Origin of the sequence: Halorientalis sp., from assembly GCF_028275115.1 — an archaeon.
Taxonomy (GTDB): Archaea; Halobacteriota; Halobacteria; order Halobacteriales; family Haloarculaceae; genus Halorientalis.
Map to the genome: position 1 here is coordinate 1 of NZ_JAQCNH010000028.1, position 26,910 is coordinate 26,910.

At 60.7% G+C, this 26,910-nt stretch carries 22 protein-coding genes; 10 read left to right on the top strand and 12 right to left on the bottom strand.

The features are described from left to right. Positions 1–1,059 precede the first annotated feature (1,059 nt). The 4 genes from Q0964_RS04475 to Q0964_RS04490 all read left to right on the top strand — a co-directional run bounded on the left by Q0964_RS04475 (position 1,060) and on the right by Q0964_RS04490 (position 4,890). Entirely contained in the window at positions 1,060–1,530 is a 471-nt protein-coding gene (locus Q0964_RS04475) for an NAD(P)/FAD-dependent oxidoreductase (protein ID WP_299263937.1), read from the top strand. After that, positions 1,527–2,531 (top strand): arsenic resistance protein, encoded by a 1,005-nt coding sequence (locus Q0964_RS04480; protein WP_299263940.1) that lies wholly within the window; start codon positions 1,527–1,529, stop codon positions 2,529–2,531. Before Q0964_RS04475 ends, Q0964_RS04480 begins: the two co-directional genes overlap by 4 nt. A 1,310-nt stretch (positions 2,532–3,841) precedes the next feature. Beyond that, the gene (locus Q0964_RS04485; protein WP_299263943.1) at positions 3,842–4,366 is read left to right on the top strand and encodes a hypothetical protein; all 525 of its coding nucleotides are present in this window, start codon (positions 3,842–3,844) and stop codon (positions 4,364–4,366) included. 119 nt (positions 4,367–4,485) lie between these two features. Then, complete coding sequence (locus tag Q0964_RS04490; RefSeq protein ID WP_299263947.1) at positions 4,486–4,890, top strand: STAS/SEC14 domain-containing protein; 405 nt, start codon at positions 4,486–4,488, stop codon at positions 4,888–4,890. Between the two features lie 472 nt (positions 4,891–5,362). Here Q0964_RS04490 and Q0964_RS04495 read toward each other — a convergent pair whose 3' ends face one another. The 5 genes from Q0964_RS04495 to Q0964_RS04515 form a co-directional block, all read right to left on the bottom strand. Beyond that, entirely contained in the window at positions 5,363–6,193 is an 831-nt protein-coding gene (locus tag Q0964_RS04495) for an alpha/beta fold hydrolase (RefSeq protein ID WP_299263950.1), read from the bottom strand. 561 nt (positions 6,194–6,754) lie between these two features. After that, the gene (locus Q0964_RS04500) at positions 6,755–8,221 is read right to left on the bottom strand and encodes an acetyl-CoA hydrolase/transferase C-terminal domain-containing protein (RefSeq protein WP_299263953.1); all 1,467 of its coding nucleotides are present in this window, start codon (positions 8,219–8,221) and stop codon (positions 6,755–6,757) included. Continuing rightward, positions 8,218–8,808, bottom strand: a complete 591-nt coding sequence (locus Q0964_RS04505; RefSeq protein ID WP_299263956.1) for a MaoC family dehydratase — start codon at positions 8,806–8,808, stop codon at positions 8,218–8,220. The genes Q0964_RS04500 and Q0964_RS04505 overlap by 4 nt, the downstream gene beginning before the upstream one ends. Before the next feature lie 70 nt (positions 8,809–8,878). Continuing rightward, positions 8,879–9,826 (bottom strand): alpha/beta fold hydrolase, encoded by a 948-nt coding sequence (locus tag Q0964_RS04510; protein ID WP_299263958.1) that lies wholly within the window; start codon positions 9,824–9,826, stop codon positions 8,879–8,881. 6 nt (positions 9,827–9,832) lie between these two features. Further along, the gene (locus Q0964_RS04515) at positions 9,833–10,252 is read right to left on the bottom strand and encodes a hypothetical protein (RefSeq protein ID WP_299263960.1); all 420 of its coding nucleotides are present in this window, start codon (positions 10,250–10,252) and stop codon (positions 9,833–9,835) included. A 203-nt stretch (positions 10,253–10,455) separates the two neighbouring features. On the opposite strand from Q0964_RS04515, the gene Q0964_RS04520 reads away from it, so the two are divergent. Further along, positions 10,456–11,814, top strand: a complete 1,359-nt coding sequence (locus Q0964_RS04520; RefSeq protein WP_299263963.1) for an MmgE/PrpD family protein — start codon at positions 10,456–10,458, stop codon at positions 11,812–11,814. 9 nt (positions 11,815–11,823) lie between these two features. Here Q0964_RS04520 and Q0964_RS04525 read toward each other — a convergent pair whose 3' ends face one another. Together Q0964_RS04525 and Q0964_RS04530 are read right to left on the bottom strand one after the other, a co-directional pair. After that, positions 11,824–13,314 carry an aldehyde dehydrogenase gene (locus Q0964_RS04525; protein ID WP_299263965.1) on the bottom strand — a complete coding sequence of 497 codons (1,491 nt, stop codon included), beginning with the start codon at positions 13,312–13,314 and terminating at the stop codon, positions 11,824–11,826. 63 nt (positions 13,315–13,377) lie between these two features. After that, positions 13,378–14,586, bottom strand: coding sequence for an acyl-CoA dehydrogenase family protein (locus Q0964_RS04530; RefSeq protein WP_299263968.1), 1,209 nt, complete (start codon positions 14,584–14,586; stop codon positions 13,378–13,380). 500 nt (positions 14,587–15,086) lie between these two features. Between Q0964_RS04530 and Q0964_RS04535 the strand changes: the two genes are divergently transcribed. Further along, positions 15,087–15,857, top strand: coding sequence for an IclR family transcriptional regulator (locus tag Q0964_RS04535; RefSeq protein ID WP_299263971.1), 771 nt, complete (start codon positions 15,087–15,089; stop codon positions 15,855–15,857). A 388-nt stretch (positions 15,858–16,245) separates the two neighbouring features. Next, complete coding sequence (locus Q0964_RS18435) at positions 16,246–16,473, top strand: acetone carboxylase subunit gamma (protein WP_414652129.1); 228 nt, start codon at positions 16,246–16,248, stop codon at positions 16,471–16,473. Between the two features lie 1,336 nt (positions 16,474–17,809). Here Q0964_RS18435 and Q0964_RS04540 read toward each other — a convergent pair. Next, the gene (locus tag Q0964_RS04540; RefSeq protein ID WP_299263973.1) at positions 17,810–19,078 is read right to left on the bottom strand and encodes an MFS transporter; all 1,269 of its coding nucleotides are present in this window, start codon (positions 19,076–19,078) and stop codon (positions 17,810–17,812) included. A gap of 360 nt (positions 19,079–19,438) precedes the next feature. Here Q0964_RS04540 and Q0964_RS04545 point away from each other — a divergent pair, with 360 nt between their 5' ends. Further along, positions 19,439–19,984 carry a GNAT family N-acetyltransferase gene (locus tag Q0964_RS04545; protein ID WP_299263976.1) on the top strand — a complete coding sequence of 182 codons (546 nt, stop codon included), beginning with the start codon at positions 19,439–19,441 and terminating at the stop codon, positions 19,982–19,984. A gap of 185 nt (positions 19,985–20,169) precedes the next feature. On the opposite strand, the gene Q0964_RS04550 is transcribed toward Q0964_RS04545, so the two are convergent. Then, positions 20,170–21,081, bottom strand: coding sequence for a ribonuclease Z (locus Q0964_RS04550; protein WP_299263979.1), 912 nt, complete (start codon positions 21,079–21,081; stop codon positions 20,170–20,172). A 157-nt stretch (positions 21,082–21,238) separates the two neighbouring features. Here Q0964_RS04550 and Q0964_RS04555 point away from each other — a divergent pair, with 157 nt between their 5' ends. Next, positions 21,239–21,796 (top strand): carboxymuconolactone decarboxylase family protein, encoded by a 558-nt coding sequence (locus Q0964_RS04555; protein WP_299263982.1) that lies wholly within the window; start codon positions 21,239–21,241, stop codon positions 21,794–21,796. A gap of 124 nt (positions 21,797–21,920) precedes the next feature. On the opposite strand, the gene Q0964_RS04560 is transcribed toward Q0964_RS04555, so the two are convergent. Together Q0964_RS04560 and Q0964_RS04565 are read right to left on the bottom strand one after the other, a co-directional pair. Next, on the bottom strand, positions 21,921–22,982 hold the full coding sequence (locus Q0964_RS04560; protein ID WP_299263985.1) for a M42 family metallopeptidase: 1,062 nt from the start codon (positions 22,980–22,982) through the stop codon (positions 21,921–21,923). A gap of 142 nt (positions 22,983–23,124) precedes the next feature. Then, on the bottom strand, positions 23,125–23,283 hold the full coding sequence (locus Q0964_RS04565; protein WP_299263988.1) for a hypothetical protein: 159 nt from the start codon (positions 23,281–23,283) through the stop codon (positions 23,125–23,127). A gap of 1,664 nt (positions 23,284–24,947) precedes the next feature. Here Q0964_RS04565 and Q0964_RS04570 point away from each other — a divergent pair. Then, positions 24,948–25,430, top strand: coding sequence for a metal-dependent hydrolase (locus Q0964_RS04570; RefSeq protein WP_299263991.1), 483 nt, complete (start codon positions 24,948–24,950; stop codon positions 25,428–25,430). 98 nt (positions 25,431–25,528) lie between these two features. On the opposite strand, the gene Q0964_RS04575 is transcribed toward Q0964_RS04570, so the two are convergent. Then, positions 25,529–26,791 carry an RNA-guided endonuclease InsQ/TnpB family protein gene (locus Q0964_RS04575; protein WP_299263993.1) on the bottom strand — a complete coding sequence of 421 codons (1,263 nt, stop codon included), beginning with the start codon at positions 26,789–26,791 and terminating at the stop codon, positions 25,529–25,531. Positions 26,792–26,910 lie beyond the last annotated feature (119 nt).

A 26,910-nucleotide genomic window follows, 5' to 3' on the forward strand; every position in this document is an offset into this window, starting at 1 on the left:
GCAACCTGAGGAGGTCCTCTGTGTCCACGGCGACGAGACTGCCACCGACCAGTTCTCCTCGGCGTTGTACCAGAAACTCAACTGCCGGACGTACGCGCCCAAGAATCTGGAGACCTTCCGACTCAGGTGAACGAGCGTTTCGTCACTCCCGCTGGTTGTCGTTCGAGTGCAGTCGGACCGCGATTTCCCGCACGACCTCGTGCTCCGTCGCCTCGCGGATGCTCCCCGTAACCCCCGCCCGTCGCCGTCGTGGGGCATTGGGGCGGCGTGAATGACGTGTTCGGCGAGACAATCAGCACACAGTCGGCGGCACCGAACACGACCGGCGAGCGACCATGACGTTCCCGGGCGCAGTGACCGACGGAGCGACGGTTCTGCTGTGCGGATTCGACCCCACACGATTCAACTCGTGTAATGGGCGGGAGACTCGGACTAGGTCCACGTCGGTCACTTCGTCCCCTCGTGGTTTTCCTCAAACTTACAGGTTGGCAGGGCGAGTGCCTGGAGTCGTCCGGAGTTCTCCCGTCTCCGTGACCGCGGGGACACTCGACTGTCGAACAGCTGACACGACGGCGAAATCGGGCCATCGTTTCCTTACAGCCGATCGAATTGGGAGCACAGTTGCGACGCGATTGAAAACTACGCTCCGGAGCGACTGACGGTCGCTGTGGCGGAACGTGATACCTCTCGAAACCCACGCCTTCGGTCGGGCGGTGTGACGCCGCCGCCCCTCATGAACGGCGGGCGTTCGGACGTCACTCTCGGACGACAGTCACCGACAGACGGGACGGGGTACCCCCACTGGTGTGTGGGATTTGCGACCCTCGGTAGGCGGTTTGACGAGCATCACGGTGTCTCCCTCCGGATTTCTGCGTTTCGCTCGCGAACCTCGCTACCCGCGTCCGAGTCGCTCGTCCGATTCCGGACGCTCGCTCGACCTGCCCGTTATATTTTAGTATTTTTCCACTGTTGCACGCATGCGGGTCGGCGTAGCGTCGAATTTTATTATCTAGAGAATCGGAGGGTCTAATTGCGTGGACAGTATTGTACTATACATACATGGATGCAGCCGCAGTAATCGGCGGTGGATCGACAGCACTGAGTACGGCCATCTGCACGACGCGTACTGACCGCCGGACACCAGTTTCCGACGGTAGTGGTGGGAGGGTCCACGACGTGGACGTGATCGAGAACGTGTGCGGATTCCCCGGGAGTGTGACCGGCCCGGAACTCGTCGGGTTCGGGCAACAGCACGCCCGGAAGTCCGGTGCCGAGAACACCGCCGGGGAGGTCGTTCGGATGGACGCCGACACAGCGACCCGTCACACTGCGACGGCCGCAGGCGAGGACGCCGTCGAGCAGGACCGCTCGACGCCGGCTGAGTGCGTGTCTACCGCCGACGTCACTGGCAGGCACCGGCAGATTGCCACCTCCGTCGACGAGGGTGCCCGTGCTACCATCGACCGCCTCGAGCAACGCAGAGGCGCCGATTCTCTCGACGGCAGGGAGACGGAGGTCGGACCAGCATGAGCAGAGGTGTTCTCACTGCGGTCAAAGAGAATCTCATCTACGTCGTCGTCGGGTCACTCGTCGCCGGTCTGGCCGCTGGCCAAGTCGTGGGTCCCGACGGCAAGGCTGTGCTCAAAGCCGCCGTCGTCCCGGTCCTGTTCCTGATGATCTACCCGATGATGATCAATATCGATCTCAAGGAGGTCAGCAACGTCCGCGACCACGCTGGCCCCGTCGGGCTGAGCCTGATAATTAATTTTGGGCTGGCGCCTCTACTCGCGGTCGGTCTGACCCGGATATTCTTTCCCGGGAACGTCGAGTTCGCTATCGGGCTGTACTTCATTGCGCTGATTCCCACGTCGGGAATGACCGCTGCGTGGACCGGTCTGGCCGACGGCGATCTGGCGGCGGCGCTAGTCGCGATGGCCGTCAACCTGTTAGCGGCAGTCGCCATCCTGCCGGTGTACCTGTCGGCGCTCGTGCCCGCCACCGTCGGGTTCGACCCCTCGGCGCTGTACCGCCAACTCGCACAGGTCGTCGTTATTCCCATGGTCGCGGGGAATCTCACACGGCGGCTGTTGCTCCGACAGTACGGCCAAGACGGATTCGCGCGCCTGAAGCCCACGTTCGGCGGACTCTCGTCGTTCGGCGTGATGTTGATCGTCTTCGTCGCGATGACGATGCGATCGGGCCAGCTCCTGGCAGACCCGGTCGCGTCGGCGAGTACGATCGTTCCATTGGTGATCTTCTACGTCGTGATTCTCGGCGTTGGCACGGTCTTGGGCCGACTCCTGTTAGCTCCCGAACGAGCGGTCACACTGGTGTACGCGACCAACATGCGCAATCTGTCGATCGCACTGGCGATCGTCGTCGCCGCGAGTACGGTGCCCCCTGCTGCCGTCCTCCCCATCGCGCTGGCGTACGTTATCCAGCCGCCACTCGGAGCGGTGTACATGCACTACAGGCGCGATGTCGTCGGTGAGGACCGCAGCCTCGGCGAGGCTCTCAGAACGCTGGTCTAATCGCTCGGAGCCAGTCTTCAATCCGGTGCTGAAACGGAACGTCCGGTCGAGGACTGCCTGAGAGCGGGGGTCCCTAGCGCTTTCGCGTCGAAACCGAAAGCGAAGAGTCGACATCCGAGCAGACTCCTGTAGAAATCGACGCTCGTCTTCAGCATCACACAAGACGGGGAGGCCGACAGCCTGTGGACATCCTCATGACTGGTTCTCTCGCCCGGTGTGGCGCTGTGTCAGTTATTTCGGCCCGGTACGGTTCTGCCGGTGTCCGCTTCGAGTTGGCGAAACACGCCGATACCGAACGCTGACGGATACCGGTACAGAGCAACGAGATGGTCGGGTTGCACTACGGTACACTCAGCGTGACGCGCCGAGACAGTGCTCGGTTCGCCGTTCGTGGGTCGGTGTGCGGATACCCGAAAGATTTCGACACGATCTGATAGACGAGGGATAGAAACGGAAAAATATGCGACAAAGCAACGACAGCGTCGGGAGTCGACCCTGAAACAGTCACAGACAAGGCCAATCAGGAGGGTAACGTTTCAGTTTCGAACTCTGAACCCCGATGCAGGGGGTCGGGAGTAGACAACCTGCGGCGACAGACGACGACTGCAGCACTGGGCGGAATCAGCTTGAGGAACGATTAGATGAAAACAGAAGCAGTCGATAAACAAAGGGGTAGTCAGAGACGTTTATAATATATCTGTTAAGTACGGCTAAGTATACGATAACTGTGATAAATCGAGAACGGGTCTGTGTCCAGCGAATCCACCCCCGTCACTATTCAGTTTGTCTGTGTTAGTGAACTACCCGTCGCCGACCATCTTCATTCGGCGTTCGAAAAAAACCGGCGACCCAGACTCGGTTATCCTTGTTGCTCACGGCCTCCACGAGCGTCTTTTTCACCCGCATCAGCGGCTGCTGGACGCGTTTCACGGGACTCCTGAAGCTGTCGGTACGTTCGATTCGGTGGCGGCTAAACTACTCGACCCTACGAGTGTACAATCGCGAGCGGGTGATAAAAAGGCAAACCTGAGGCGTCCTGCTGTGGGCGACGGTCGGGCTGCACGGTATCGGTGAAGTTCAGACCACGAGTACAGCCGCCGTGGATCGGATCGCTGCTAGCCGGCACCAGTTAAATCGGCAAACTACGGCTTCGATACAGCGGAACCTACCACGCCAGCCGACTCCGAGACAAGTACGATTCTAGATATACATCGTTCGATGAAACAGCTCCGCAACCACGACGTCGACTGGCGGATAGTCGGGCAAAATATAGACGAATCGTTCTGTTGAAACCCCTGCTGACGAGACTGGTGAGTAGTAGGAGGATGGATGCTCTCCCGAAGTCACGGCTCCTTCGATTCATTGAACGGGCTATGGGGCTGGCTCGCCGTGCTGTGGCACGATTCTCGACTCGCTCCTCACGAAAGCGGTTCACGCTCTGCCAGCGCGTTGTCTTGTTCTGTCTCGAACTGAAAAAGGCGACCACATACCGTGACCTCGTTGACCACCTCATCGAGATGCCTCGCGTTCGTGACGCCGTTGATATCGATTCGGTTCCTGCACCTTCGACACTCTGGACGGCGTTCGACCGCTTAGAGATGGTCGTCTGGCGGGTTCTCTTGAACGTTTCACCTGCGGACTTGCCGCTCAACGGTGCCACCGGCATTGATACCTCCAGGTCCGGGCGGGCGCATACATCAACACACTACGCGAAGCGAACGAACCTCACTATCCAGCAGTCGAAGACAAACTCACCATGCACCGCGAGTTCACGCCTCTCCGCAGGGCGTGGAATACTCGGCTGGATAGCAACCTCTATGATCGACGGAAGGTAAATGAGACAGTCAACACCAGTATCAAACAGAAATCTAACAGATTCCGGGTACACTACATCATTATCAAATGTGAATCCTCGTGAGTTACTTTTATTTACTCTTCCAGAAATTCCTCTTGTATGTCATATCACGAGGCAGATCATCTCACAGTACGATACGACGAATCGGTGGATGCAGTTGTCATGAACTGGCATAACTTTGCACGTGGAGAAGACTTCCGCGAGGGACTCGACACTGGATTGGAACTCGTCGAAAAAAGGGGAGCCAAAAACTGGCTCGCAGACCTCCGCGAGATGGGGACGGTTGCCGATGATGATCAGGAATGGTCGAATACGGATTGGTTTCCTCGTGCGATGGGAACGAGCCTGCTAAATATGGCGATTATCAAGCCTGAGAGCGTCGTTGCCAATATGAGTGTCGACAACATCATGCAGGAAGTCGAAGGGGGCGACTTGACAACGCACTATTTCGACAATCGTGACGAAGCAGAGCAGTGGCTCAAGGAACAAAGAGCAACGCTCTGAGTAGGATTTGTGTTGTGTATTCGGCAGGACTGCCGAGACATATCACACAGTGATGGTGGCAACAAGACCAAACGAATGGAATAGTCGCACCTCTGGCGAGGGCTACGACTGGTGGGCTCCCCCGAATATTGCCCGGAAAAAGTGTCAGATCGGTTTCTGACCATCGTGAATTCGGCTGGCCCGGCACTGCTACAATCTTTTTAAACTGTACAAGTTGTCAGCAACACCCGGAGGACGAATTCGCATTTTGAACTCAGAGTGAATACGGGCGAATAGTTTTGGCTCGGACACGCAGTGGCCGATTCCATCGATAAACTCGGCCACCGACCCCACCAGTTCTCCGCCGGATACGCCTCCCTCGGATAGACACCGCATACACGCTGCAGAGACGGGCTGTCCGTCCAGGAACGTCGAGAGACACGACGCGCCGGTTCGTGTCGCGGACGTGTCCTGTGCTACCAGGGTGAGATATCTACGCCGAGTTGTGCACGCTCTCGAGAAAATCGACGAGTTCATTATCGAACCGCTGAGGCTGTTCGATGAAGGGGACGTGAGCGCTGTGCTCGAACGGAACGTACCGGCCGTCAGAGAACACGTCCTCTGCGATTGTTCTGGCGTCGGAAACCGACGAGGAACGGTCGTTTTCACCGTAGAACACGGCTGCCGGAGCGTCTATGGTAGCGAGCCCCTCGTGGAGTGTCCGCTGCTCGGGGTCGACGTATATCCGAAGCGTCTTGAGGGCCACTCGCATCGGCGTCTGCATGGCGATAGTCCACAGCCAGTGACGGGTCCACTTGTCCGGGGTTTCGTGAAACATTCCGGTGACGAACCGTTCCAGCCCTTCCGGCCTGTTGTACCGCTGGTTCTCTATCATCCGTTCGACCGGGAGGTCCACACTCACGCGCTCGTCTCTCGCCACGGCTCCAATTCTGGCAAAGATCGCACTCGAAACGAGTACGAGACCGTCGAGACGGTCCCCGTAGGCGCTGGCGAACGCACTCGTGATCGTCGATCCGAGCGACCAACCGAGCAAACTGAAAGAATCGATACCGAGTCGATTGGCTACGACCGCGAGGTCGTCTGCGTACATCTCTGCCGTGTACGGACTGGCTGGTTTATCCGAGTCCCCGTGTCCACGGAGGTCCGGTGTCACGACCCGGTAGCCAGCCTCGAGAAGCGAGTGTACCTGCGATTCCCAGACACGATGACTCATACAGCCGCCGTGGACGAGCATGATCGCTGGACCACTGCCGAGGTCCTGACAATACAAGCTGACACCATCACCGACGGGAACGCGAGGCATGCGAACGTATCTTTACTCTGAGTACTAAATCATTGGCCGCGGCCGTGTCGTCACATCCGGAATCGCCGGTTCGGAGCGAATCGCTATCGGGAGTGGTATGGCCTCAGCTCTGTACCGTAGCGACAGACAGTACGCGTCGGTTCTCGCTTCGAGTTCTACTAACCGCTGTGAGGTCTGTCACTGGACCCACATTTCGGCACGGCCCGAACGTGCCAGCTGAACCGACGGCGGCCGACGACACGGATTTCGTTCGTCCAGGGCGGGGCATCTCGACCACGCACAGCGTGAGTGCGCCGCTGAATCTCGGAACTGGTGTGAGGTCGCCTCACTCGAGACGAACCCCCCGAGTAGTGTCTGTCTCGCGGAGCGAGTTCCGCCTGAAGCGGGGACGGCCTGCGAATTCGTATTTCGAGACGAGCCAGGCGGTGTCTGTGGGCGAGGCGTCCGGCTTTACTGTTCTCTCATCCCCGGCCAGTATCGGCTTCAGAATGGACCCTGCCGTTGCTGCGATTGCCACCGACTGGACAAACGTCGAAAGGGTAAATTGGTCACCGATGCGTCTCATTCCGACTGCTGGCGCTCTCGTGGCCACGACAGCGCCGTCTCGAGGTCACGTGGGGCGTGGCCTCCGTACTGGCGTCCTCGGCCGATGTACTCACGAAGAGCCGCTCGGAAGCTCGGATGCGCGACCGAAACGAGTTCGTCCGCCCGCTCGCGCGGTTCTTTCCCGCGAAGGTCAGCGACTCCCTGTTCGGTGACGACGACGTCGATATCATGTTTGGTGTGGTCGACGTGGGGGACCATCGGTACGACACGGGAGGTTTCTCCGCCCTTGGCGCTTGACGGTAAGGCCGCGACTGTCACCAGTGCGTTTCGGTTGAAATCGCCGCTCCCGCCGACACCGTTGATGACGTGCGTACCGTCGATGTGTGTCGAGTTGACGTGACCATGCAGGTCGACTTCGAGCGCGGTATTAATCGTAACGACACCGAATCGTTGGATCAGTTCGGCCCCGTTCGAGACCGAGGACGGCCGTAACACGATATCGTCGCTGTACTCGTCGATACTGTCGATGAACCTGTCCTGCCCCTCCTGCGTAAGCGCGAGAGAGGTTGCGCTAGCGCCTGCAAGTCGGCCCGCGTCGAGCAGATCCAGAACTCCGTCCTGTATAACCTCCCCGTAGTACACGAGGTCCCGGCCGCCGATGTCGATATCGGCCAGCGTACTCGCGAGCGCGTTCCCCAGGCTACCGACACCGAACTGGACTCGAACCGATTCGGCCAGCGCAGGGTTCCGTTCCGTCTCGGCGCCGAGAAAGGAGCCGAGATTCGCCGCGATTGTACGGTCCGTCTCGGTCGGATCGCGGAAGTCGTAGGTGGAATCTCTCCGGTCAGTTTCAACGACAGCCGCCAACTTCTCAGGGTCGAACGTCACGTACTCGTCTCCGATCCGGCCGGTTGGGTTTTCGAGTGGGATCGGAGCTCTGTCCGGTGGTAGCGACGGGCAGTAAATATCGTGGAGTTGCCGGACACCGCGGGGCTGCGCTCGGTTGACTTCGACGATTAGCTGATCTGCTGCCTCGACGTAGCCAGGCGTCTGCCCGATACACGGCCCGGGAATGAGCCAGTCCCTGCCCGTCGCGACTGCTTCGATGAGAGCGACGTCGACAGAGCCGAACTGGCCGCTTCGAACCCCGTCAGCCAGTTGCGAGATGTGTTCGTCGTGAAAAGCCAGATCGCCCGCGTTCGCGGCGTCACGAGCCGTCTGCGTGCCGAGATACGGGAACCGCCGTCGCATATCTTCCGACTGCACGAGTTCGGTATCGATCTCTTCGCCCACGCTGCCACCTGTGATTACCGTCAGAGAACGTTGGCGGTCGCTGTCTGCGATAGCGAGCGGGACGGCCTTCGGATACCCGACGCTTCCGAAGCCGCTGGTGACGACGGTCGCGTCGGGCGGGATCTGTTCCGCGGCCGCCGCGGCAGACATTTCGGGTACTGCTCCCTGGAGTCGGTCTGTCCCGCTCATTCGAGGTCCTCCGGCTGTGTGCCAACGTCGGCCGGCCAGCCGGTCGGTTGCGCTGCACTCGGCTCGGCGGACGCCCGCTTTACCACCATCGGCGTTCGTTCGAGCGAGAGAACGAGGTCGTCGTCCTGGTTGTACGCCCGGAGCTCTGTCGTAACGATGCCGACGTGGTCTCGGGACTCACTCTCTCGCTTCTCGAGTACCTCACTCTCGGCGAATATCGTGTCACCGTGGAACACTGGACCGTGATGGCGGACGCTGTCGTACCCGAGATTTGCCGTCGCGTTCGCGGACACGTCGATGACACTCATCCCGACCGCCAGCGCGAACACGAAGGTCCCGTCGACGAGGCGCTCGCCGAACTCAGTTTCGGCTGCGTAGGGCTCGTTGAAGTGCATCGGATTGAGATTCATCGTCAGATTCGTAAACCAGACGTTGTCCGTCTCCGTCACGGTCCGGCCGTACGGGTGTTTGTAAATCTCTCCGACCTCGAAATCCTCGTAGTAGCGGCCCTGCCAGCCGGTTGCAAGACGACGGGTGGTTGCATTCGAGTCCGCTGGATTCACGAGTCTATCTGAGTCGTCTGTCATATCTCTCGGTTGGACGGATCGTATAAAAAAATTTGTCTAATGTTCTCGGTACGAGCGGGGGAGCAGCCGGTCAGTCGTCGGCCGTTGCGCCCGGAAGATCGACGCCGACTGTTTCGGGAGACATCTCGTCGGGCACGTCCACGTCTTCTCCCTTGATATCGTCGAGAACCGGTTTGAGATACTTCAGGAAGAGGTCTGGGTTTTCACACATCGGGAAGTGCCCGATGTTTTTCATCTCGATTGCCGTTGCCTGGTCACCGATTCCTTCGGCTACTTCCCGGGCGTCTGCCGGGTCGGTTGCGAAGTCGTACTCACCGTTCATCACGTAGACCGGACACTCGGGGTTGACCTGGTCGAGCTGGCCCCGGTAGTCGTGGTCGACGGAGTAGTAGAACAGGTCCCCGCGGAACAGACCTGTCGACCCCTGCTCGTAGAGGTGCATCGTCTCTCGCCGGGTCTCCTCTGGGCCGTGCGGCGCCATCAGTCCCCAGCACGAGTACGCACTAATCTCTGCGATGTTGACCTCAGGGTGGTGGAACCAGTCGAGATAGTACCCCGGACTGCGGACACCGCACTCGAGGCCGATGAGCGCTCGGAACCGGTCTGGGTGCCAGTCACCGAGTTGCAACACGACGTTTCCTCCGATACTCGACCCCATGTAGACCGGGTCCTCGAGGTCCAGTGCATCCGCGATGCTTACGATAGTTTCCGCGAACTTCTCTTCGGTGAGGGTGTAGTCCTCTTCCCACCAGTCCTGTGTCGTTGGTGGGAGGGACTTCCCGTGGTGTGGAAGGTCGTACGCGATGACCCGGAAGTCCTCCGTGATTTCGTCGTCGGCGAGGATGTGACGCCACTCCTGGCCGTGGTTCCCTGCCGTGTGCTGACAGATGAGTGGAATGCCGTCCTCCGGTCCGCGTTCCTCGTAGTACACGCGCTGATTGACGCCGTCGATTTCGACGCCAATATACTGTCCAGTAACCGGTTCTTTCTCTCCGTGTTCGGGTGGTTTGATAGTCATTGTTCGTTAGGACTGTTGTGTTTCGCGCATCAGGTCCAGCGCACGCTGGAACGGGCGGAAGTTCTGCCAGATTTTCTTGTTGTTGCCTTTGAGTTCGAGGTGACCGTCCTCACCTTTCACCGCTGTTCTGTAGTCGGATGCGATTATTTCGTTGTTGTGGGCCGGCGGATACTCCTGAACGAACTCCTCCCACGCTTCCCGGCTTCCCTCGACACCGAACGACCAAACGTCGTTGACTCCCGGTTCCGGGACGACATTCTCAACCTCACCACCGTCCATTTCGATGAGGAACATGCTGTTTCCGATCTCGACGTAAAAATTCTCGTCGAAGTTATCGTGCCCTCTGACTTTCATCTCTTGGTCTTCGTTGACTGTCTCACGGTACGATTCCCACCACTCGTGACTTGCGAACTCTGTTGTCGCCATACTGTGATGCACCTTGTTACCGAGGCATACGACAGTGTGTCGCACGAAGTAATAAATCTATGGTACAAACCGGGTCTTCGTTTATCAGAGCAGAGGAAGAATGGACGAGATACAGTAATCAAGAGAGGTCCGGCGTCTGTTCGTCCCCATGCGTCTCCGTCTCCGGCAACAGCTATTAGTGGAAACGGTGAAATCGGCGATACATGGACACACCAGCATCAACGACGACAGAAACCGCGCTCGCGTCGTTCGTCAGCGGCACGGGCGCCACCGACATCCCTGCCGAGGCCGTCCGCACCGCGGAACGTGCCTTCGTCGATACCGTCGGCGTGACCGTGGCAGGCAGCGACGCGGACGCCGGCAGACGTGCAGCTCGAATTGCCAAACGTGAACAAGGAGAAACGACACTGCTCGGACACGACGAGACAGGAGGACTGTTCGATGGGATTTTCGCGAACGCGACAGCGGGTCACGCGCTCGATTTCGACGATACGGCATTATCGGCCACGGATGGGCACCCGAGTGTGCCGATGGTCGCGCCGCTACTCGCGGTGGGCGAACGCGAGCGGGCGTCCGGTCGGGAACTGCTGACCGCATACGTCGTCGGCTTCGAGACGCAGGCGTTTCTCGCCGCGCCAATCAGTACGGGTCACTACGAACGTGGCTGGCACGCGACGGCAACGCTCGGCGTTTTCGGTGCGACCGCCGCAGTCGCCTCGCTTTTGAACCTGACCGACGACGAGGTTCGTCACGCGTTGAACATCGCTGCTTCGATGCCGGCCGGTCTCAAACGAAACTTCGGCTCGATGACCAAGCCAATCCACGCCGGGCAGGCAGCCCGTTCAGGCGCCACTGCCGCACAGCTGGCGGCCGAAGGCGTGGACGCCGACACGACCGCAATCAGCGGCGAACGCGGGTTTTTCGACCTCTATCGTGGCGAGGAGACACCAGACAGAGCGGCTAGTCACGACGTCGGCGACCAGTGGATGGTACTCTCTGACGGGATCGACATCAAAAAGTACGCCTGCTGTTACTACACCCACGCAGCTATCTACGGACTAGTCCAACTCGTCGAGAACCACGGCCTCACCGCCACGGAAATCGAATCGATACGGATCGAATCCTCGCGTGGGGCTATCGACGCGGTTGAACACGATGACCCCGACTCACCGACTCAGGCGAAGTTCTCCATGCCGTACCTGGTCGCATACGCGGTGGTCAACGGAACGGTCGACCTCGACGCGTTCGAGGACGGTTCGATCTCCGATCCGGAAGTCGAAGCTGTCCGCCAGCGCGTCACGTTCGCGCCTGACGACGAGCGGCAGTACGACGATTACGGTGCATCGGTAACAGTCGAGTCGACGGGTGGTGCAGTCCACGAGCGAAGCCAGGGCGAGCCGCCGGGAACGCACGACGACCCACTGACCGACACAGAACTGAGAGCGAAGTTCGAGATGTGTTGGGAGACCGTCCGACCTCGAGCGTCCGCCGAAACGGTCTACCGTCGCCTGAACTCGCTAGAGGATATCGACAACATCGCCGCGGTCACCGAAGTTCTGTAACGTGAGACCTCACCCGAGTTTGAAGGGGTCGGACACTTCGCCGGAGAGGTCTTTGTAGACACTCTTCGTCTTGAGATACTCCTCGAGGCCTTCCGCCCCGTTCTCCCGGCCGAGGCCGCTGTCTTTGTACCCGCCGAATGGTGAGTTGTAGGCGAGCGTTCGGTACTCGTTGATCCAGATCGTCCCGGCTTCGAGCTCGCTCGCCATCCGGTGTGCACGTCGCATATCCTCCGTCCAGATGCCGGCGGCGAGCCCGAACTCGGATTCGTTCGCCAGTGAGACGACCTCTCGCTCGCTGGAGAAGGTCAGTACGCTCGCGACAGGGCCGAAGATCTCCTCCTGTGCGACGGTCATCTCGTTCTCTACGTCGACGAGAATCGTCGGCTCGAGGAAACAGTCCCCGGGCAGGTCCTCGGGCTGGCTGCCACCGAACTGGAGGGTCGCCCCCTCCTCCTGAGCGAGTTCGATGTACTCCATATCCGTCTCCCACTGGTCTCTGAACGCGACCGGCCCCATCTCGGTCTCGGGGTTCATGGGGTCACCGAGTTCGATGGCCGCGGCTCTATCGGTGAACCGCTCGACGAACTCCTCGGCGATGTCGTCGTGGACGAACACCCGTGAGCCAGCCAGACACGTCTGTCCTGTCGCCGCGAAGATTCCCTTGATGACACCGTTGATCGCGTTGTCGAGATTTGCATCCGGAAACACGACGTTTGGACTCTTGCCGCCGAGTTCGAGCGACGCCGGAATCAGGTCTTTGCCGGCCTGTCCCCCGATCTCACGACCTACTTCGGTACTCCCGGTAAACGCAACTTTATCCACCTGGTCGTGACTCACCAGCTCACTCCCGGCAGGCGTCCCCTCGCCGGTCACGACGTTGTAAACTCCGGCTGGGAGCCCCGCCTCCTCGTGGAGTAGTTCGGCGAATCTGATCGCGCTCACCGGCGTGTACATGCTCGGCTTGTGGACGAACGTGCATCCGGCCGCGAGCGCGGGAGCCAGTTTGAACGTCGTCAGAAGCAACGGCGAGTTCCAGGGGGTAACGGCACCGACGACGCCTCTCGGTTCCTTGATAACGTAGTTGAACATCTCTCCGTTCTTGTTTTCGACCGGGACGACTCTGTCTTCCATTGTCCGGGACTGGGCAGCGTAGTACCGATACCAGTCGCCGAGCCCCTGTACCTGAGAACGCATTTCCCTGATGAGTTTCCCGTTCTGTCGCGTCTCCATCGCCGCGAGTTCGTCGGTGTGGTCCTCGATGACATCTGCGATGTTCTGCAGTAGATCAGCCCGCTCACTCGGTAGGAGACCGCCCCACTCTTCGCTCTCGAACGCGTCTCGGGCGGCCTCGACCGCGCGGTCGACGTCACCGGTCGTCCCGACCGGAACCGACGCCCAGGCCTCGCCGCTGTACGGGTACGACACTTCACTGCGCTCGTCACCGTCCGAGACGACGTGTTGGCCACCGATAAAGTGTGAGTACGTGTCTGGCTCTGCCATGCACGGTCAGTGATAGCGTATCAGGTTAACTCTTTTCGTCGGTTGGATACTGCCAGACGCGAGTCAGTACGACTGCGGGAGGCCGAGTGCTTTGGTTCCCAGATAGTTCAGCGCGAGTTCCTGTGTAATCGGTACCAGTCGTGTCAACCGGGCTTCCCTGAAGTACCGTTCGATGTCGTACTCTCTGGCGACTCCGAACCCGCCGTGCGTCTGGACTGCGACGTCGGCCGCATCGAATGCGGCCTCCGCTGCGAGATACTTCGCCATGTTCGCCTGGATGCCCGCGTCCGTTTGGGAGATGTCGTGAATCCGATCCGCCGCGTTGTACACGACCTGCTTCGCGGCTTGCAGATCCGCAAAGGCCTCTGCCAGTGGATGTTGGATAGCCTGATTCTTCCCGATTTTCCGGCCGAAGACCTCCCGTTCGTCGGCGTACTCAGCACCGGTGACCAGTGCGGACCGGCCCAGCCCGATGCACTCGGCGGCAATAACGAGACGCTCCTCGTTGAGACCGTCGAGTAGCTGGTAGAACCCTTCGCCCTCCTCGCCGATGAGATTCCCTTCCGGAATCCGAACGTCCTCGAACCAGAGCTCGTACGAGTGGACGCACCTCGCAGCGGTTTTCGAGATCGACTTCATTTCGAAGCGGTCACTGTCCCGTACCCGATTCACATCCAAGAGGAACATCGAGATTCCGTCGGTAGTCTTCTCGACCTCGGTCTTTGGGGTCGTCCGCGCCATCAAAATCAGATAGTCGGTATGGTCCACTCGGGAAATCCAGATTTTCTGTCCGTTGATGACGTACCCATCGCCCTCTCGTTCGGCGACTGTCTCGATCGATGTGGAATCCGAACCCGCGTTCGGTTCCGTGAGCCCGAGCGACTGGATGGCCGTCTCGCCGGCGGCAATCTCCGGCAACAGCTCCGATTTCATCTCTTCGCTTCCGTAGTTCAGGATAGGTGGAATGTTGTATATGCCGCCGTGAATCGACTGAGCTGCAGCGAAGCCACCCGTCGCACCGATTTCTTCCATGATAACGACGATTTCGCTCGTCGACATCCCTGGTCCACCGTACTCCTCTGGAACGAGTGCGCCGATCCAACCCTCCTCCGCCAGCGTCTCGACGAACTCTGTCGGATGCTCGGCGTTTTTATCCCGTTCTCGCCAGTATTCGTCGCCGAAGTTGTCACAGACGTCACGAATACTCCGCCGTATCAATCGCTGTTCTTCGGACAGCTCTACCATATTCATGGCTGACTGTAACGAGCCCATCTCATGGTGATTATGTTGGCTACAAAATAAACCTGTGGCTGACACAGACCGGAACCGACACTGCTGTACTGCCGGTGAACAGAGTAGCATGGTGAGTAGTGACGAACAGTCGTCGCCGGGCGTTCTGTTCGATATTACTGAACGATCTGACTCCGAATCGACGACCGCGAGGTCGCAATATCGGCCGTTCAGAGGCTCACTAATCGGCGGAACTGGCCCTGGTCCCTTGATTCGACTCGGTAACTCACACTCGAGGGAGCAATCGATTCGTTGTTCACGGCACGTGAACGGACGGTATCCGCCGTAACGCGGCATGCAGTCGATAAAAACGCCGCAGAGCCGCTCTGGCCGGAATCGACCTCGTTCGGGGATACCGAATCGAACGATTTAGTCGTTACCGACGGCGTCTCCGGAGTCGCGGGCACAGTACGCAGCAACGCACGACCCTCGCTGTTCGGCAATCCCGAATTTTTATTATTTATGGTGAATAATCGTAATATATGGAATCAAAATGCAACGCCGCCCGGTCCGTGAAATCGGTTCACCGCGCAATGTCCATCGTGGAACAGATCAGGGAAACAGGCGGTGCAACAGTTACGGAACTCGCTGCGGAGAGTGACTTAGCGAAAAGCACCGTCCATGGGTACCTCGCCACGATGCATGACGAAGGATATCTAGTCAAAGACGGAACCGATTATCACGTGGGGACGAAATTCCTCCGTCTCGGGGAACACTCTCGAACGCGCCGGCAGGAGTACTCGATGGCTGCGGAAAAAGTGACAGACCTGGCGGACCGGACCGACGAACGAGCACAGTTCGTCGTCGAGGAACACGGTCGAGGCGTGTTTCTCTACCGAAAGACCGGCGAACACGCCGTCGAGACGAACTCCGGAACGGGGAAACGAATGTATCTCCACTCAACGGCGGCTGGCAAGTCCATCCTTGCTCACCTCACACGGGAGAACGTAGAGGCGATCATAGACGAGTGGGGTCTGCCTGCCATTACGGAGAATACGATCTCTAACCGGGAAGCGTTATTCGACGAACTGGAAGCGATTCGAGACCGTGGATACGCGTTCAATCACGAGGAGAATATCGAGGGACTGCACGCGGTCGGCGCACCGCTCGTTCTGGACGAGCAGGGCGTGATCGGTGCGCTATCGATTTCGGGCCCGACCCATCGCATGAAAGGAGACTGGTTCGATCGGGAACTCCCTGACCGCCTTCTGGGAATCGTGAACGAACTCGAACTGAATATCGCCTACAACTGACGAACTCTTCAGTTGCACATCGGCGGGAGCTCTCACTGCGTGCGACCGAGGCGGAGAGGATAACAGGTGTAGGGCTGTTAGTGAGCATCGGTCGGATATCAGCATCTGGAGCGAGTCAAAGAAGTTGTCGTATCGTCGGCATCCCTCCACTCCGGAGTTATACGGCGGGAAAGCTCGCATCGAAACCGGATTTCGGGTACTGTGGCATCCAGAACTGACCACCGCAAACAGGACGCACCGGTGGGAACTCGAGACGGGAGTCGGACAGACGTCGTGACTGTGTATCTAACGGTCATCCGGATCAGGACGGAATGTTCGTTCCGCAGGAGTTCGAGAACCACGACCTGCTCCGCTACCAGACCTGCGAGGGCCCTGGCTGGGGAATCTGCTGGAGCGGCCACCGGAGACGTTCAAAGAGGACACCGAGGAGTTCGAGGAACTCTACGAGGAGCACACGCACGTCGACCCGGACTGGGCGTTCGAACTCCGGGAGTGGTGCTGTCCAGAGTGCTACGAACTCATCGACGTAGACGCCGTCCCGGTCGGCTACCCGGTTATCAAGCCGTTCGACCCGGACATCGACACGTTCTCAGAGGGAGGGACGCCCGGCCCCTAACCGCGAGAGCACGGAGACAACAGCGGACTGAGACTGCACTCCCGGACCCGTCTCCACGGCCACGTTTCACGACGGTCGTCTGATATCGACCGTTCCGGAGTCTTCGTCCAATACGCCCCGTTCGAAGTTGTCGCCGTACCGCTTTTCGACCCACTGTGAAACTCGTTTTTCATGATCGTCTACTGTCCAGCCGTCCTCGGGGAACGATTCGAACTAGCAACCCACTTTCGACCTCCGAGTACTCCAACAGGTGGACCCGATGAGAGCCACTCGCGTCCAACGCCATCGTGTAGATTACGAGCGGGTCACTGTCCTCACCCTTGAGAACGGACAACGGGACGATTCTCGCGTCCTGCTGTTTGAGACGGTTCGCCTCCTCGTTGGCCAGTGGACGGCAGGTAGTAAGCTTAGCACAGTGTCTCGATGTACCCCCGATCGAGAAAATGTTTCGGGGGACACCGTCGTGCAGCGTGCAGACACGACGACGAGTGAGTCGGTGTGCTCGAACTGATTCACACCTGAAAATACGCCCCGATGGGTGTACGCAAAGGCCGTCCGTCGGACGCGAAGCGATACCGAAACTGCCGACGAGAGTCGACCCTCCGTTGCCCCGTTCATATGTCAGTTGCAATTGTAACTAGACTTTTCTATACTTTTGCGTCGTCTGGTACAGTTCACCGCCGGCAGATGGGTTCGAGAGCGACTCCACGGTAAAAAGCGAACCGGACCGCGCTGCGGCCGATGCAATCACGAACCGACTCGACGACACGCAGCACTGGCTCCCGCCGTAGTCGACCCTCGCATCCGCTGGAACCACCATACAGACCGTGAGACGACTGGATTGAATAGCGTCGCTCACACACCCCTCGTCGAACCCCCTGAGAGACGCGACGGCGACGCCGTTCTCAGAGATGCAGAGCGCACCTGGTGAGCATCGGGACGGCCTTGTCCGGTGAACGGCGTGCCTCTGGTCGATACTGCGGTCTCGCCGGAAGACATTCGTCGGCGAAACGGTCTCGGTTTTTGAGACGAGCGCCGCGGGAACCCAGACACCGCCAGATATGTCTTTTGCAGTATAAGAACCCGGACCTGTACTCTCTAAAATCGTTCAGCTGAAACGATACGATCTACAGCTGACAGGTGGTGAGCGAGAGCCGACCTGTTCACGAGTGGGGGGGTGTCGGGACTGGAGCGGAGCGGCTCGTTCGCACGAACCGGCTACTCGAAACCGAACAGAACGAGCAGCGGGCGGGTACTAACACCGAGGCGACCGTTCCGCACCGAACTGACGCCGGTTACCGCCGTGCTCTCGGGCACACCTGTTGCGGGGAGAATGTCAACTGTGGAATAACTCGGCCCGGTCGTCCGGGGGTGGTCCAGCGGCGGCCGCAGCGAGGAGACAGAGCCCGCCACCGCCACCGCCGATAATCGCGATGGCGATGCCTGCCGTCTGGAGGGCGGCCGTCTTGCCGACGAGCGGTGTCACAGCATCGATGACGCTGCCCATCGCGACCGGGGTGACCGTCGCCGTGATCCGAGCTCCAGCGGCGCCGAGGCTCACGAGCCCTCCGCGGAGCGATTCCGGGGCCAGCGTCGTCATGTAACTCCGGTACAACGACAGCGAAATCCCGAAACCAGCGCCAGCCAGCACGATCCACGGGAGTGCGAGACTCACGGCCGGGGTGAACAGAAACCCGATGAATCCCACGGCAAGCGAGAGGTTGGCAATCATGAGCGTCGAGAACCTGCCACCGAACCCGGAGAGGATCCGGTCGAGTTGACTGCTCGTAACCCCAAAGACGACGTTGCCGACGGCAACTAGGAGGCCGGCCTGAACCGGACTGCCGCCCATCACACGAGTCACGACGAGTGAGTTGAACGTGAGAAAGCCAATCCAGACGACCACCGGCAGGGTGCGGGCGAGCAAGAGCACGGCGACACGTGGGTAGCGGACGAGCGTACCGAGGTCCCGGAGATACCCGGCTCCCGCCGTCGTGGTCGCTTCGGCTGCCGTATCGTCGGTCGGTTCGGTGAACCCGAGGGAGACGACGAGTGCCACTGGAAACGCGACGGCGTACAGGAGGAATGGATACTGCCAGGCCACCGTCACCAGCGCCCCGGCCAGTAACGGAAAGACGGCGCCACTGACCCCGTTCACCAGCATTCGGAGTCCCTGACCCGTCACTTCCGTCGTGCCGTCGAACATATCCCCGATGCTCGCGGTGATAGTCGGAACGATACCGGCGAACCCGACCCCCTGAATCGCACGGAGCGCCAGGACGGCACGAAAGTCCGTCGTCAGCGCGATCGCCGACCCGCCGGCGCCGAACAGCAGGAGCGCGACGACCAGAACTGGCCGGCGACCGTACCTGTCGGCGAGCACGCCCGAAACGGGAATAACGACGATTGCTGGCGCTGTCGCAAACGAGATCACCAGGCCGATGCTCGTCGGCGACGCACCGAGCGGGGCGATCAACGACTCCAGAACCGGCGAGACGAGAGCGGTACCCAGAATCGGGAACACCGTGGCGAGCAAGAGCAGCTGAAAGTTCGACTCATCGAGAACGGCCGCGTCGTCACCAAACGCCGCCCGAAAAATGGACATTCAATTACGAGAGACGACGGCTGTGGACATATTCTATCCGATTTCACACGCACTTTGCGCGCTTTCGGGACGTGACACGCGGTTATGCCGGCCGAAAGGAGTCCAGTCATCGAGAGTCGTGAACAGCGTCACCACAGACGGGGACCACAGTCCGGGAACTGTCATACGCGAGGCGAACAGTAACGCCCCTGTGTCGGTCGCGCCCCGGGTCACTGTCCGTCTGGACCCGTCCACGGACCGTCCTCTGTCGGGACTGGACACGACGTGTGGCCGTGGTGACGACGACCCGTCCGCTACCTGTCCGTCCAAGCGAGTCCGAGGGTGAACTCACATACCGTTGTAGCACGAACTGGAACGTACATGTCGACGGTGCGCCCACTGACCGACGCGGACCGGGAGGCGGTCCTCACACTCATCACCGCACACTTCGCCGAGGAACGGTCGTACGAGGTTCCGGAGAACGACGAGTGCGCCGGGACCTACGTTCGTGTCGCGGAGCGCGAGCGAAAGCCCGTCGGTGTCATGGCGCTGACCACGTACGACAGCCGTGAGCGGGTCCGCGAGGCGATGCACCTCGTCGACACAGTCGAGGGAGTCCCGTCTGCGTCGACCTACGGCCTCGTCCACGCGGGCTACGTGGCGCCGGCACACACCGGGACGGGAATCGGGAGTCGGCTACTCGAACGGTTGCACGAGATCGGCGACACGAACGGGGTCGAGGTGTTCGTCGCCGACGCGTGGTTCCACGGTGGCCCCGACTCGCCGGCTGACCTGCTGACTACACACGGGTACGACGTCGTCTCCACAGACTCCATCGCCGGGCACGCCGACGGTCCCTGCCCGAAGTGCGGGACACCGTGTGCCTGCGAGGCCGCGCTCACGGTCCGTGCGCCGACCCCGGAGTAAGCCACTAAGCCACGCAGTCACCGGTCCGGCCGAGCGGCGGCCAGACGCGAACCACGCGCACCCTCCCAGCCTCTGGACGACTGACGACCCCGGAATAGCGGCCCTCCCGAGTTGGGTGTGACGGCGGTCGCCGGGCCGACTTCACGGCTCCCGACGGCTCCGGACGGACACACTCTGTCGGTCGCTCAGTCCTGCGTGAGCACGGTGGTGTCGCCGTCTCTCACGGCAGTGACCTCCCCGTCGAACTCGTCTCTGGCACGCGTCTCGAGCGTCTCCTCCTCGCCTTCGTGTCGCGGAGAGATGTGTGTGAGCCAGAGCCGGTCGCTTCCGGACTCCAGCGCGACCTGTGCCGCCTCCGTGGCGGTCGAGTGGCCGGTCGAACGGGCGCGCTCCGCCTGCTCCTGTGTGAACATGGCGCTGTATATCAACAGCGAGGCGTCCGATGCGGCGTCGACGACATCGGGAGTCGGTCTGGTGTCGCCGGTGTACACGAGCTTCCGTCCGGGCTCTGGCTCCGACAGCACGTCCGCCGGTTCGACGGTCGTTCCGTCGTCGGCTTCGACGGACTGGCCGTTCTGTAGCTTCCCGTACGCCGGTCCGGGGTCGAGGCCGAGTTCCTGTGCCGTCTCGGGCAGGAACTCTCGTTTGTCCGCTTCCCGGACGACGAAGCCGTGTGAGTGCTCCGTGTAGGGCGTGCTGAACGCTCGGACGGTGTAGTCGTCCGTCCGGATTGCCGGTTCGTCCGCGTCGTACCCGGAGACGTTGATACTGTAGCTGGGCCACTCGTAGGCACCTTCGATCATCTCGTCGACCCGCTCCGTCCGCTGTTCCGGGGCGTAGATGTCGAGCGGTTGCTCGCGCTCGTTCATCTCCAGCGCCTGGACGAGGCCGGGCAGTCCGAGCGTGTGGTCCGCGTAGAAGTGGCTGATGAACACGGCGTCGACGTTGGGAGAGGCGTCGTATCGCATCAGCCGCTGCAGGGTGCCCTCGCCGCAGTCGAACAGAATCTGGTCGCCGAACAGGCTCAGATACACGCAGCTGGTTCCGTACTGTGAGGTGGGAAGTCCACCACTCGTCCCGACTGCAGTCACTCGCATACACGAGCGTACGGCCAAGCATAGCTAAAACACACGCATCACGACTCCGTCGACGGCCTCGAACGGCGGACCAGCCTCCGGCCCGCCACGCGAGCCCTGGCCGACGGTGGCCGTTCCCGGGCGAACGAATAAATGAGGCCGGGACGGTAAAGAGTACATGTCGCTCGAACGCGAGCCGCGGGTCCCGTTTCTGGACGACCGCGAACAGCTACCGGCCGAGAGTCACGCGCAGTATGACGCACTCGTCGAGAGTCGCGGCGACGTCAGAGGCCCGTTCGGGGTGCTTCTGCACAGCCCCGAACTGGCGGGTCGTATCGGACGCCTGGGTGCGTACGTCCGCTTCGAGGGGGTCCTCTCCGACGAGAGCCGGGAACTGGCGGTCCTCGCGACGGCACGTGCCTTCGACTGTGCCTTCGAGTGGGCGATTCACGCCCCCATCGCCCGCGAGGCCGGCATCACCGAGAGGACGCTCGACGCCATCGTCGACAGGAACCTCGGAGCGTTGTCCGACCGTGCGGCGAACGTCATCCGGTACAGCTGGGAACTGTTCGACGACCACGCGGTGTCACAGGAGACCTACGACGCCGTCGAGTCGCGGTTCGGGACCGATGGCGTCGTCGAGCTGACGGCGACGATTGGATACTACGCGATGCTCGCCTGCGTCCTCAACGGCTTCGAGGTGGCCCCTGCCGAGCGAACGCCGTTCGACGGCTGACGAACCGAGTCGCCAGCCACAGTACAACGACCGCTGCGCGGGACGTCGACGGAGTCGGTCCGCTGGTCGAGTGACGGCGGCCCGGTGGCTCCATAGCTGTCCGTCGCCACCCTGTCCCCGGTGGTCAGAGGTCGGTGCTGAACGACCGACCGCCGGCCTCGGTGGCGAAGGCTGCGAGCAGGTCGGCAGTCGCATCGAGGTCCTCGAGTTCGACGACTTCGACGGGCGTGTGCATGTAGCGGTTCGGAACACCCAGGTTCAGCGACGGGATTCCCCCGCGGGAAGTGTAGAAGGCGTCGGCGTCGGTCCCGGTCCGACTGCCCGAGGCGGCCAGCTGTACGTCGATGTCGGCGTCCGCGGCCGCCTCGCGGACTGCCGTGACGACCGCCGGGTGGTTGGCGCTCCCGCGTGCGACGACCGGACCCTCGCCGAGTGCGACGCCGCTGGCGCTGCTGGCCGGGGCTGTCGGCGAATCGGTCGCGTGCGTAACGTCTGTGGCGATGACGGCGTCGGGCGCGAGGTCGAACCCGACCATCTTCGCGCCCTGCAGCCCCAGTTCCTCCTGAACGGTCGACACCGCGTACACGGTCGCGTCCGGGTCGCGCTCGGCGGCACGGCGCAGTCCCTCCGCGGCCGCGAAGATACCGATTCGGTTGTCCATGCCCCGGGCGGCGACCCGACCGTTCGACAGCTCGGTAACCGTCTGCTGGAACGTCACCGGGTCACCCCGCTCGACCAACTCTTCGGCCTCCTCGGCGTCCGAGGCGCCGACGTCGATGGACTGTTCACTGATATCGTCGACCGACTCCTCGCCGCTGTCCCGGAGGTGGATGGCGGTCTGACCGATGACGCCCGGAACCGGGCCGTCGTCGGTGTGGATCTGGACGTGCTGGCCCTTCGAGACGGTGCGGTCCGACCCGCCGATGCGAGTCAGGCTGAGCATACCGCTGTCGGTGATGTCCCGTATCATGAACCCGATCTCGTCGCCGTGGCCAGCGAGAGCAACCGCAGGTCCGTCAGCGTCGCCCTCCAAGACCGCGACGGCGTTCCCGTAGTCGTCGGTCCGAACCTCGTCGGCGAACGTCGACACGTATTCGATCCAGCGCTGTTGCCCGGCGGTCTCGAACCCCGATGGTGTCGCCGTGTCGAGCAGGTCGTCCAGAAACGCCCGTCGTTGCTCGTCCATACACGGTTACAGGTCAGCGGGCTGTTGAGGGTGACGGTTTCCGGTCTGCGGACGCGTCGGACCGGCTGTAGGCCGCTGCAGTCGCTCGAACGCTGTGTTACGATAAAAAGTACGAGATTTAGCGAACCGTCGGCGGACCGAGTTACTCGGCGTCTTCCTCGTCGCCGCCGTCAGTGAGGATGTTCACGTCCTCGGCCGGTTCGTCCGCCGCGAATGAGGGCTTATCGGCCGTTTCCTCAGGCTCCTCGGGTTCCTCGTCGGCTTTGCTAGACCAGTCGTATGAGTCGAATCCATGGCACATGGTACACCAAAACACAACGGCTGCGGACTCTTAATCCCTGCGCCGTCGTTACAGACGAAAATCGACGATGGCGGCATCGCGACCGGAACGCCGAACACCGACGGCTCACGGCAACACAGAGGCCGAGCGTCGTCCTCACGACCGACAGTGTCGACAAGCGCCTCCATCACGGGAGCCCACACTGCCCGTAACGCGAGCGTCAGAGAGCCCTTCTCACGCGGACGAACACTCTCGTCTTTAGCCAACGACAGAGTTGAGCGACTCTCATCGTAGTGACACACCTCACATGACACCCGTCGGTCGGTGCTGTGCGACCGACAGCAACGTTGGTTCCCGAAAACAGTGACTGCCGTCTCCGGCGTCGGGCAAGAAGGCGCTCCAGGGCTCGAACCCGCTCACCGGAGCAGCCTCCTCAGCCCGGTAGCGACCATATCTGGGGCAGCGAGAGGAAGCCTCAAGCGCAGGTAGTTGACCCGGAAGCAATCCGGAGTCGGTTGGAAGTTCTCTTCAGTTGCACTCGGGGCACATCGAGTAAGTTTGGCCAGTCCAACTCTGTCGCACGTGCATCTCTTCTCCGCACTCGTCACATACTGCCGCTTTCTCGCCTGTTTGTTCTACTGTGTCCATATCGTATATGATACGCGTTAACATAAGACGATTTCGATTGGGACGCTGAAACGACGACCGTGACGAGCGGAAGGCGGAAGTCGACCGACCACCGGTGTTCTCACCGTTTCGGTGTTGTTTCAGCAGGGAGCCAGAAACTCACCGTCCCGACATGGACCGACAACGGCGACTGCACGGCAGGTCGTGACCGACGACGAACGGACGTCGGGCGAACGCTGACCGAAGAATGTAGTGGTACGACCCTGCCACGTACTCCTTATTACCGGATACCTATAAACGGCCGTGGCGTCGGTCGCTAGATGCCTGTGTCCTCTCGGCCACGCTGACGCTGGCATGCTTACTGACGCTCGACCTCGTCGTGTGAGACGGGCCAGACCGGAACGTTGTTTCTTTGGACGCGGACGGTCACACCCCGCCTCGGCGATGACCGTGCCTCGGTGAGAGACGGCGAGAAGCGGGGTGAAGTCGCCGGGTCGGTTCCGCCGTCAGTTTTGACGGCGGGGGTGACCCGCTCGGCGCAACGGCTACAGAGACGCCCCAATTCGATTGCCGCACAGATAGAGCTAAATGGAGCGCAAAGAGAGTGGACTCCAACCGGAGTGAAACTGAAACTGGCGGTTCGAGACGGCTCGGCGCCAGATGTGTGCCCGGCAAACTGCCAACTGTCTCCGACCGTGGTCACTCTCACTGCCCACGTGTGGACGCGATTCACTATCGCTGGCGGTATTGGGTCGGTGAAACAAGCGACCTATCACGCGCCGTTCCGGCGTGTGACGTCGTTCATCGAAACAACTGTTCTGTTGAGCCTCTGGACGACTGGTAGTAACCGCGTGCCGAGCGGAGAGATTATATACAGCACGACCGCTTAGTCTACTCAGATCAACAGGTGCTCTACGCGTCAGACACACTCCCTCGTGCCAACGACCCCGGAGCACGCACCAGTCGGTGACCGTAATGAACGTTCCCAAGCGACCCCGGCAGGTAACGGACTCGCCCAGAGGTCGTCCCTCGTTCCGGTTGTGGGCCGGCAGGCTGCCGTGACACCAGCCGGTCACCTCGCGGCGGCGGTAATCGCGTGCGACTCCCTCGATTACGACCGGCGTGCGACGGCGCTCTGTCTTGCTGGCGCAGTCGTCCCGGACCTCGTCGACAAGACGGTGTGGTGGCTCGGACTCACCGAGACCGGTCACACTCTCGGACACTCGGTGGTCACCGTCACGGCAGTCGCCGTCGTCGTCACCGCGGTCAACGCGGCCCGCCCGCTCCAGCCGGTGCTCCCGGGCTATGCCGCCCACGTCGTCGCCGACATTGGCGTCGCGTACCCCCGGTTCGTCGTCAACTACGCGTGGCCGCTTCTCGATCAGCGACCGACGCCTGACATCTCACCGGTTACCTACTGGGTACGGTACGCAGTGAGCGCGCCCGGGGTCGTTGAGGCGACTCTCGTCGTCGCCGGGGTCGCCGTCGTCGCGCGTCGCGGCCTCGACAGCTCAGACGACGGAGACTGTTCACGGAGTTGACACGACAGCAGCGGCCGTCCGTCCTCCTCGGGCACAGTCTTGACATCCTCCCCGCCCTGAAGGGCGAGGATTCCCGACCGCCGTTGGGATATTGTGGTCTACGGGACGACCTGTTCTTGTGGGGCTACTCTCCCCGTCGATATATCGAACAGGCGCACCGATGGCTGTGCCAAACAGCCGTTACTCCTATCCTCTTCAGGATTCGGAGTTACCGTCGCTCGCATATTCTCCGCCGCGTTCAGGTCGCTGTTAGCGACCAGTTCACAGTCCTCGCAAACGTACAAGCCACGTTCAACACGGTTTGAATCTGCTTCTGTGCCACACTCACAGCAAGTCTTCGAGGTCTTCAACGCACCCTCGGGAACGCGCTCTACGTCGATGCCGCGTTCCTCTGCTCTGTACTCAATGTGGCTCAGGAGCGTTTCAAACGCCCAATTGTGTAGCCGTTTGTTACCGTGGCGGCCCCAATCAGAATCATCACGGACTTTCTTTGGGTGGCCAACGGCTATCTTTCCGACATCGTGAATTTCGCACTGCTCTACGATGTCCTTTGACAGTGCGTGCAGGAAGTGGTCTTGTCGTCGAGCCTTCTTTTGCCGAAGTCGCTGTGCCTCGTTGCTCGGGCCGTTCTCACCTTCCGTAACGTATTCTTCGTGACGGAAGTAGTGAGCGTCTTCTTTCAGCGCGTTACCCGGATACAACAGCGTTTCGTCACCGACAGAGACAGCCGCCGTGTTGCAGATTCCAAGGTCAACACCAGCAGTTTTCTCGCCGGGCGTTTCGGGCGTGTCAATCTGCATCTCGCAGACGAAGTGCAGTTCCCATTGCTCACCAGTCCAGACAGCACGCACTGTCTGGATGCCCTCAACACCGTCGAGCGTCTGGTCATCTGCCTGAATCGTGAACTCGCAAAGAATGTAGTCTGCGGCGTACCGGGACGACTTCATATTCGTGCCCTTTGAGAGACGAACACGGTTGTACTCGGTATCCAACTTGAAGCCCTGATTCTTCCACGTTACCGTCGAGCGTGGGTGTTCATCGCCGTGTTTGCGGTAGCCGGGCGGGTTCGCGTCGGAATCGTTCTGCTTGTACCATGAGACGAACGCTTCACCGAGTTCTTGGAGAACTCGTTGACTGGACTGCGAGTGCAAGTCCGCATAGCGTTCGTGGTTCTTGAGGTACGAACAGAGTTCGTCAGCGTCTGGAATGTGGCCAATAGCATCCCACACACGAGAGATTGTCCATCGCCCGATGTTCCAGAGTTTGCTGGCGGCGAAGCCATGCGAATCGAGGTCATCGTGGACTTGCGAGTGATTGGTGATACTCGCTTTCAGTGTCCGGGTGACAACCTTATTCGACACACGTAAGCATAGTATTTTAGATTAAATAAATGTTCGGACTGTATTTGCGCGTGGAATATCCAGCCGTAGCTACGAGTGAGGTTTGGCTCCATGTTGTCGGATTCATCCCCGCCCTAAAG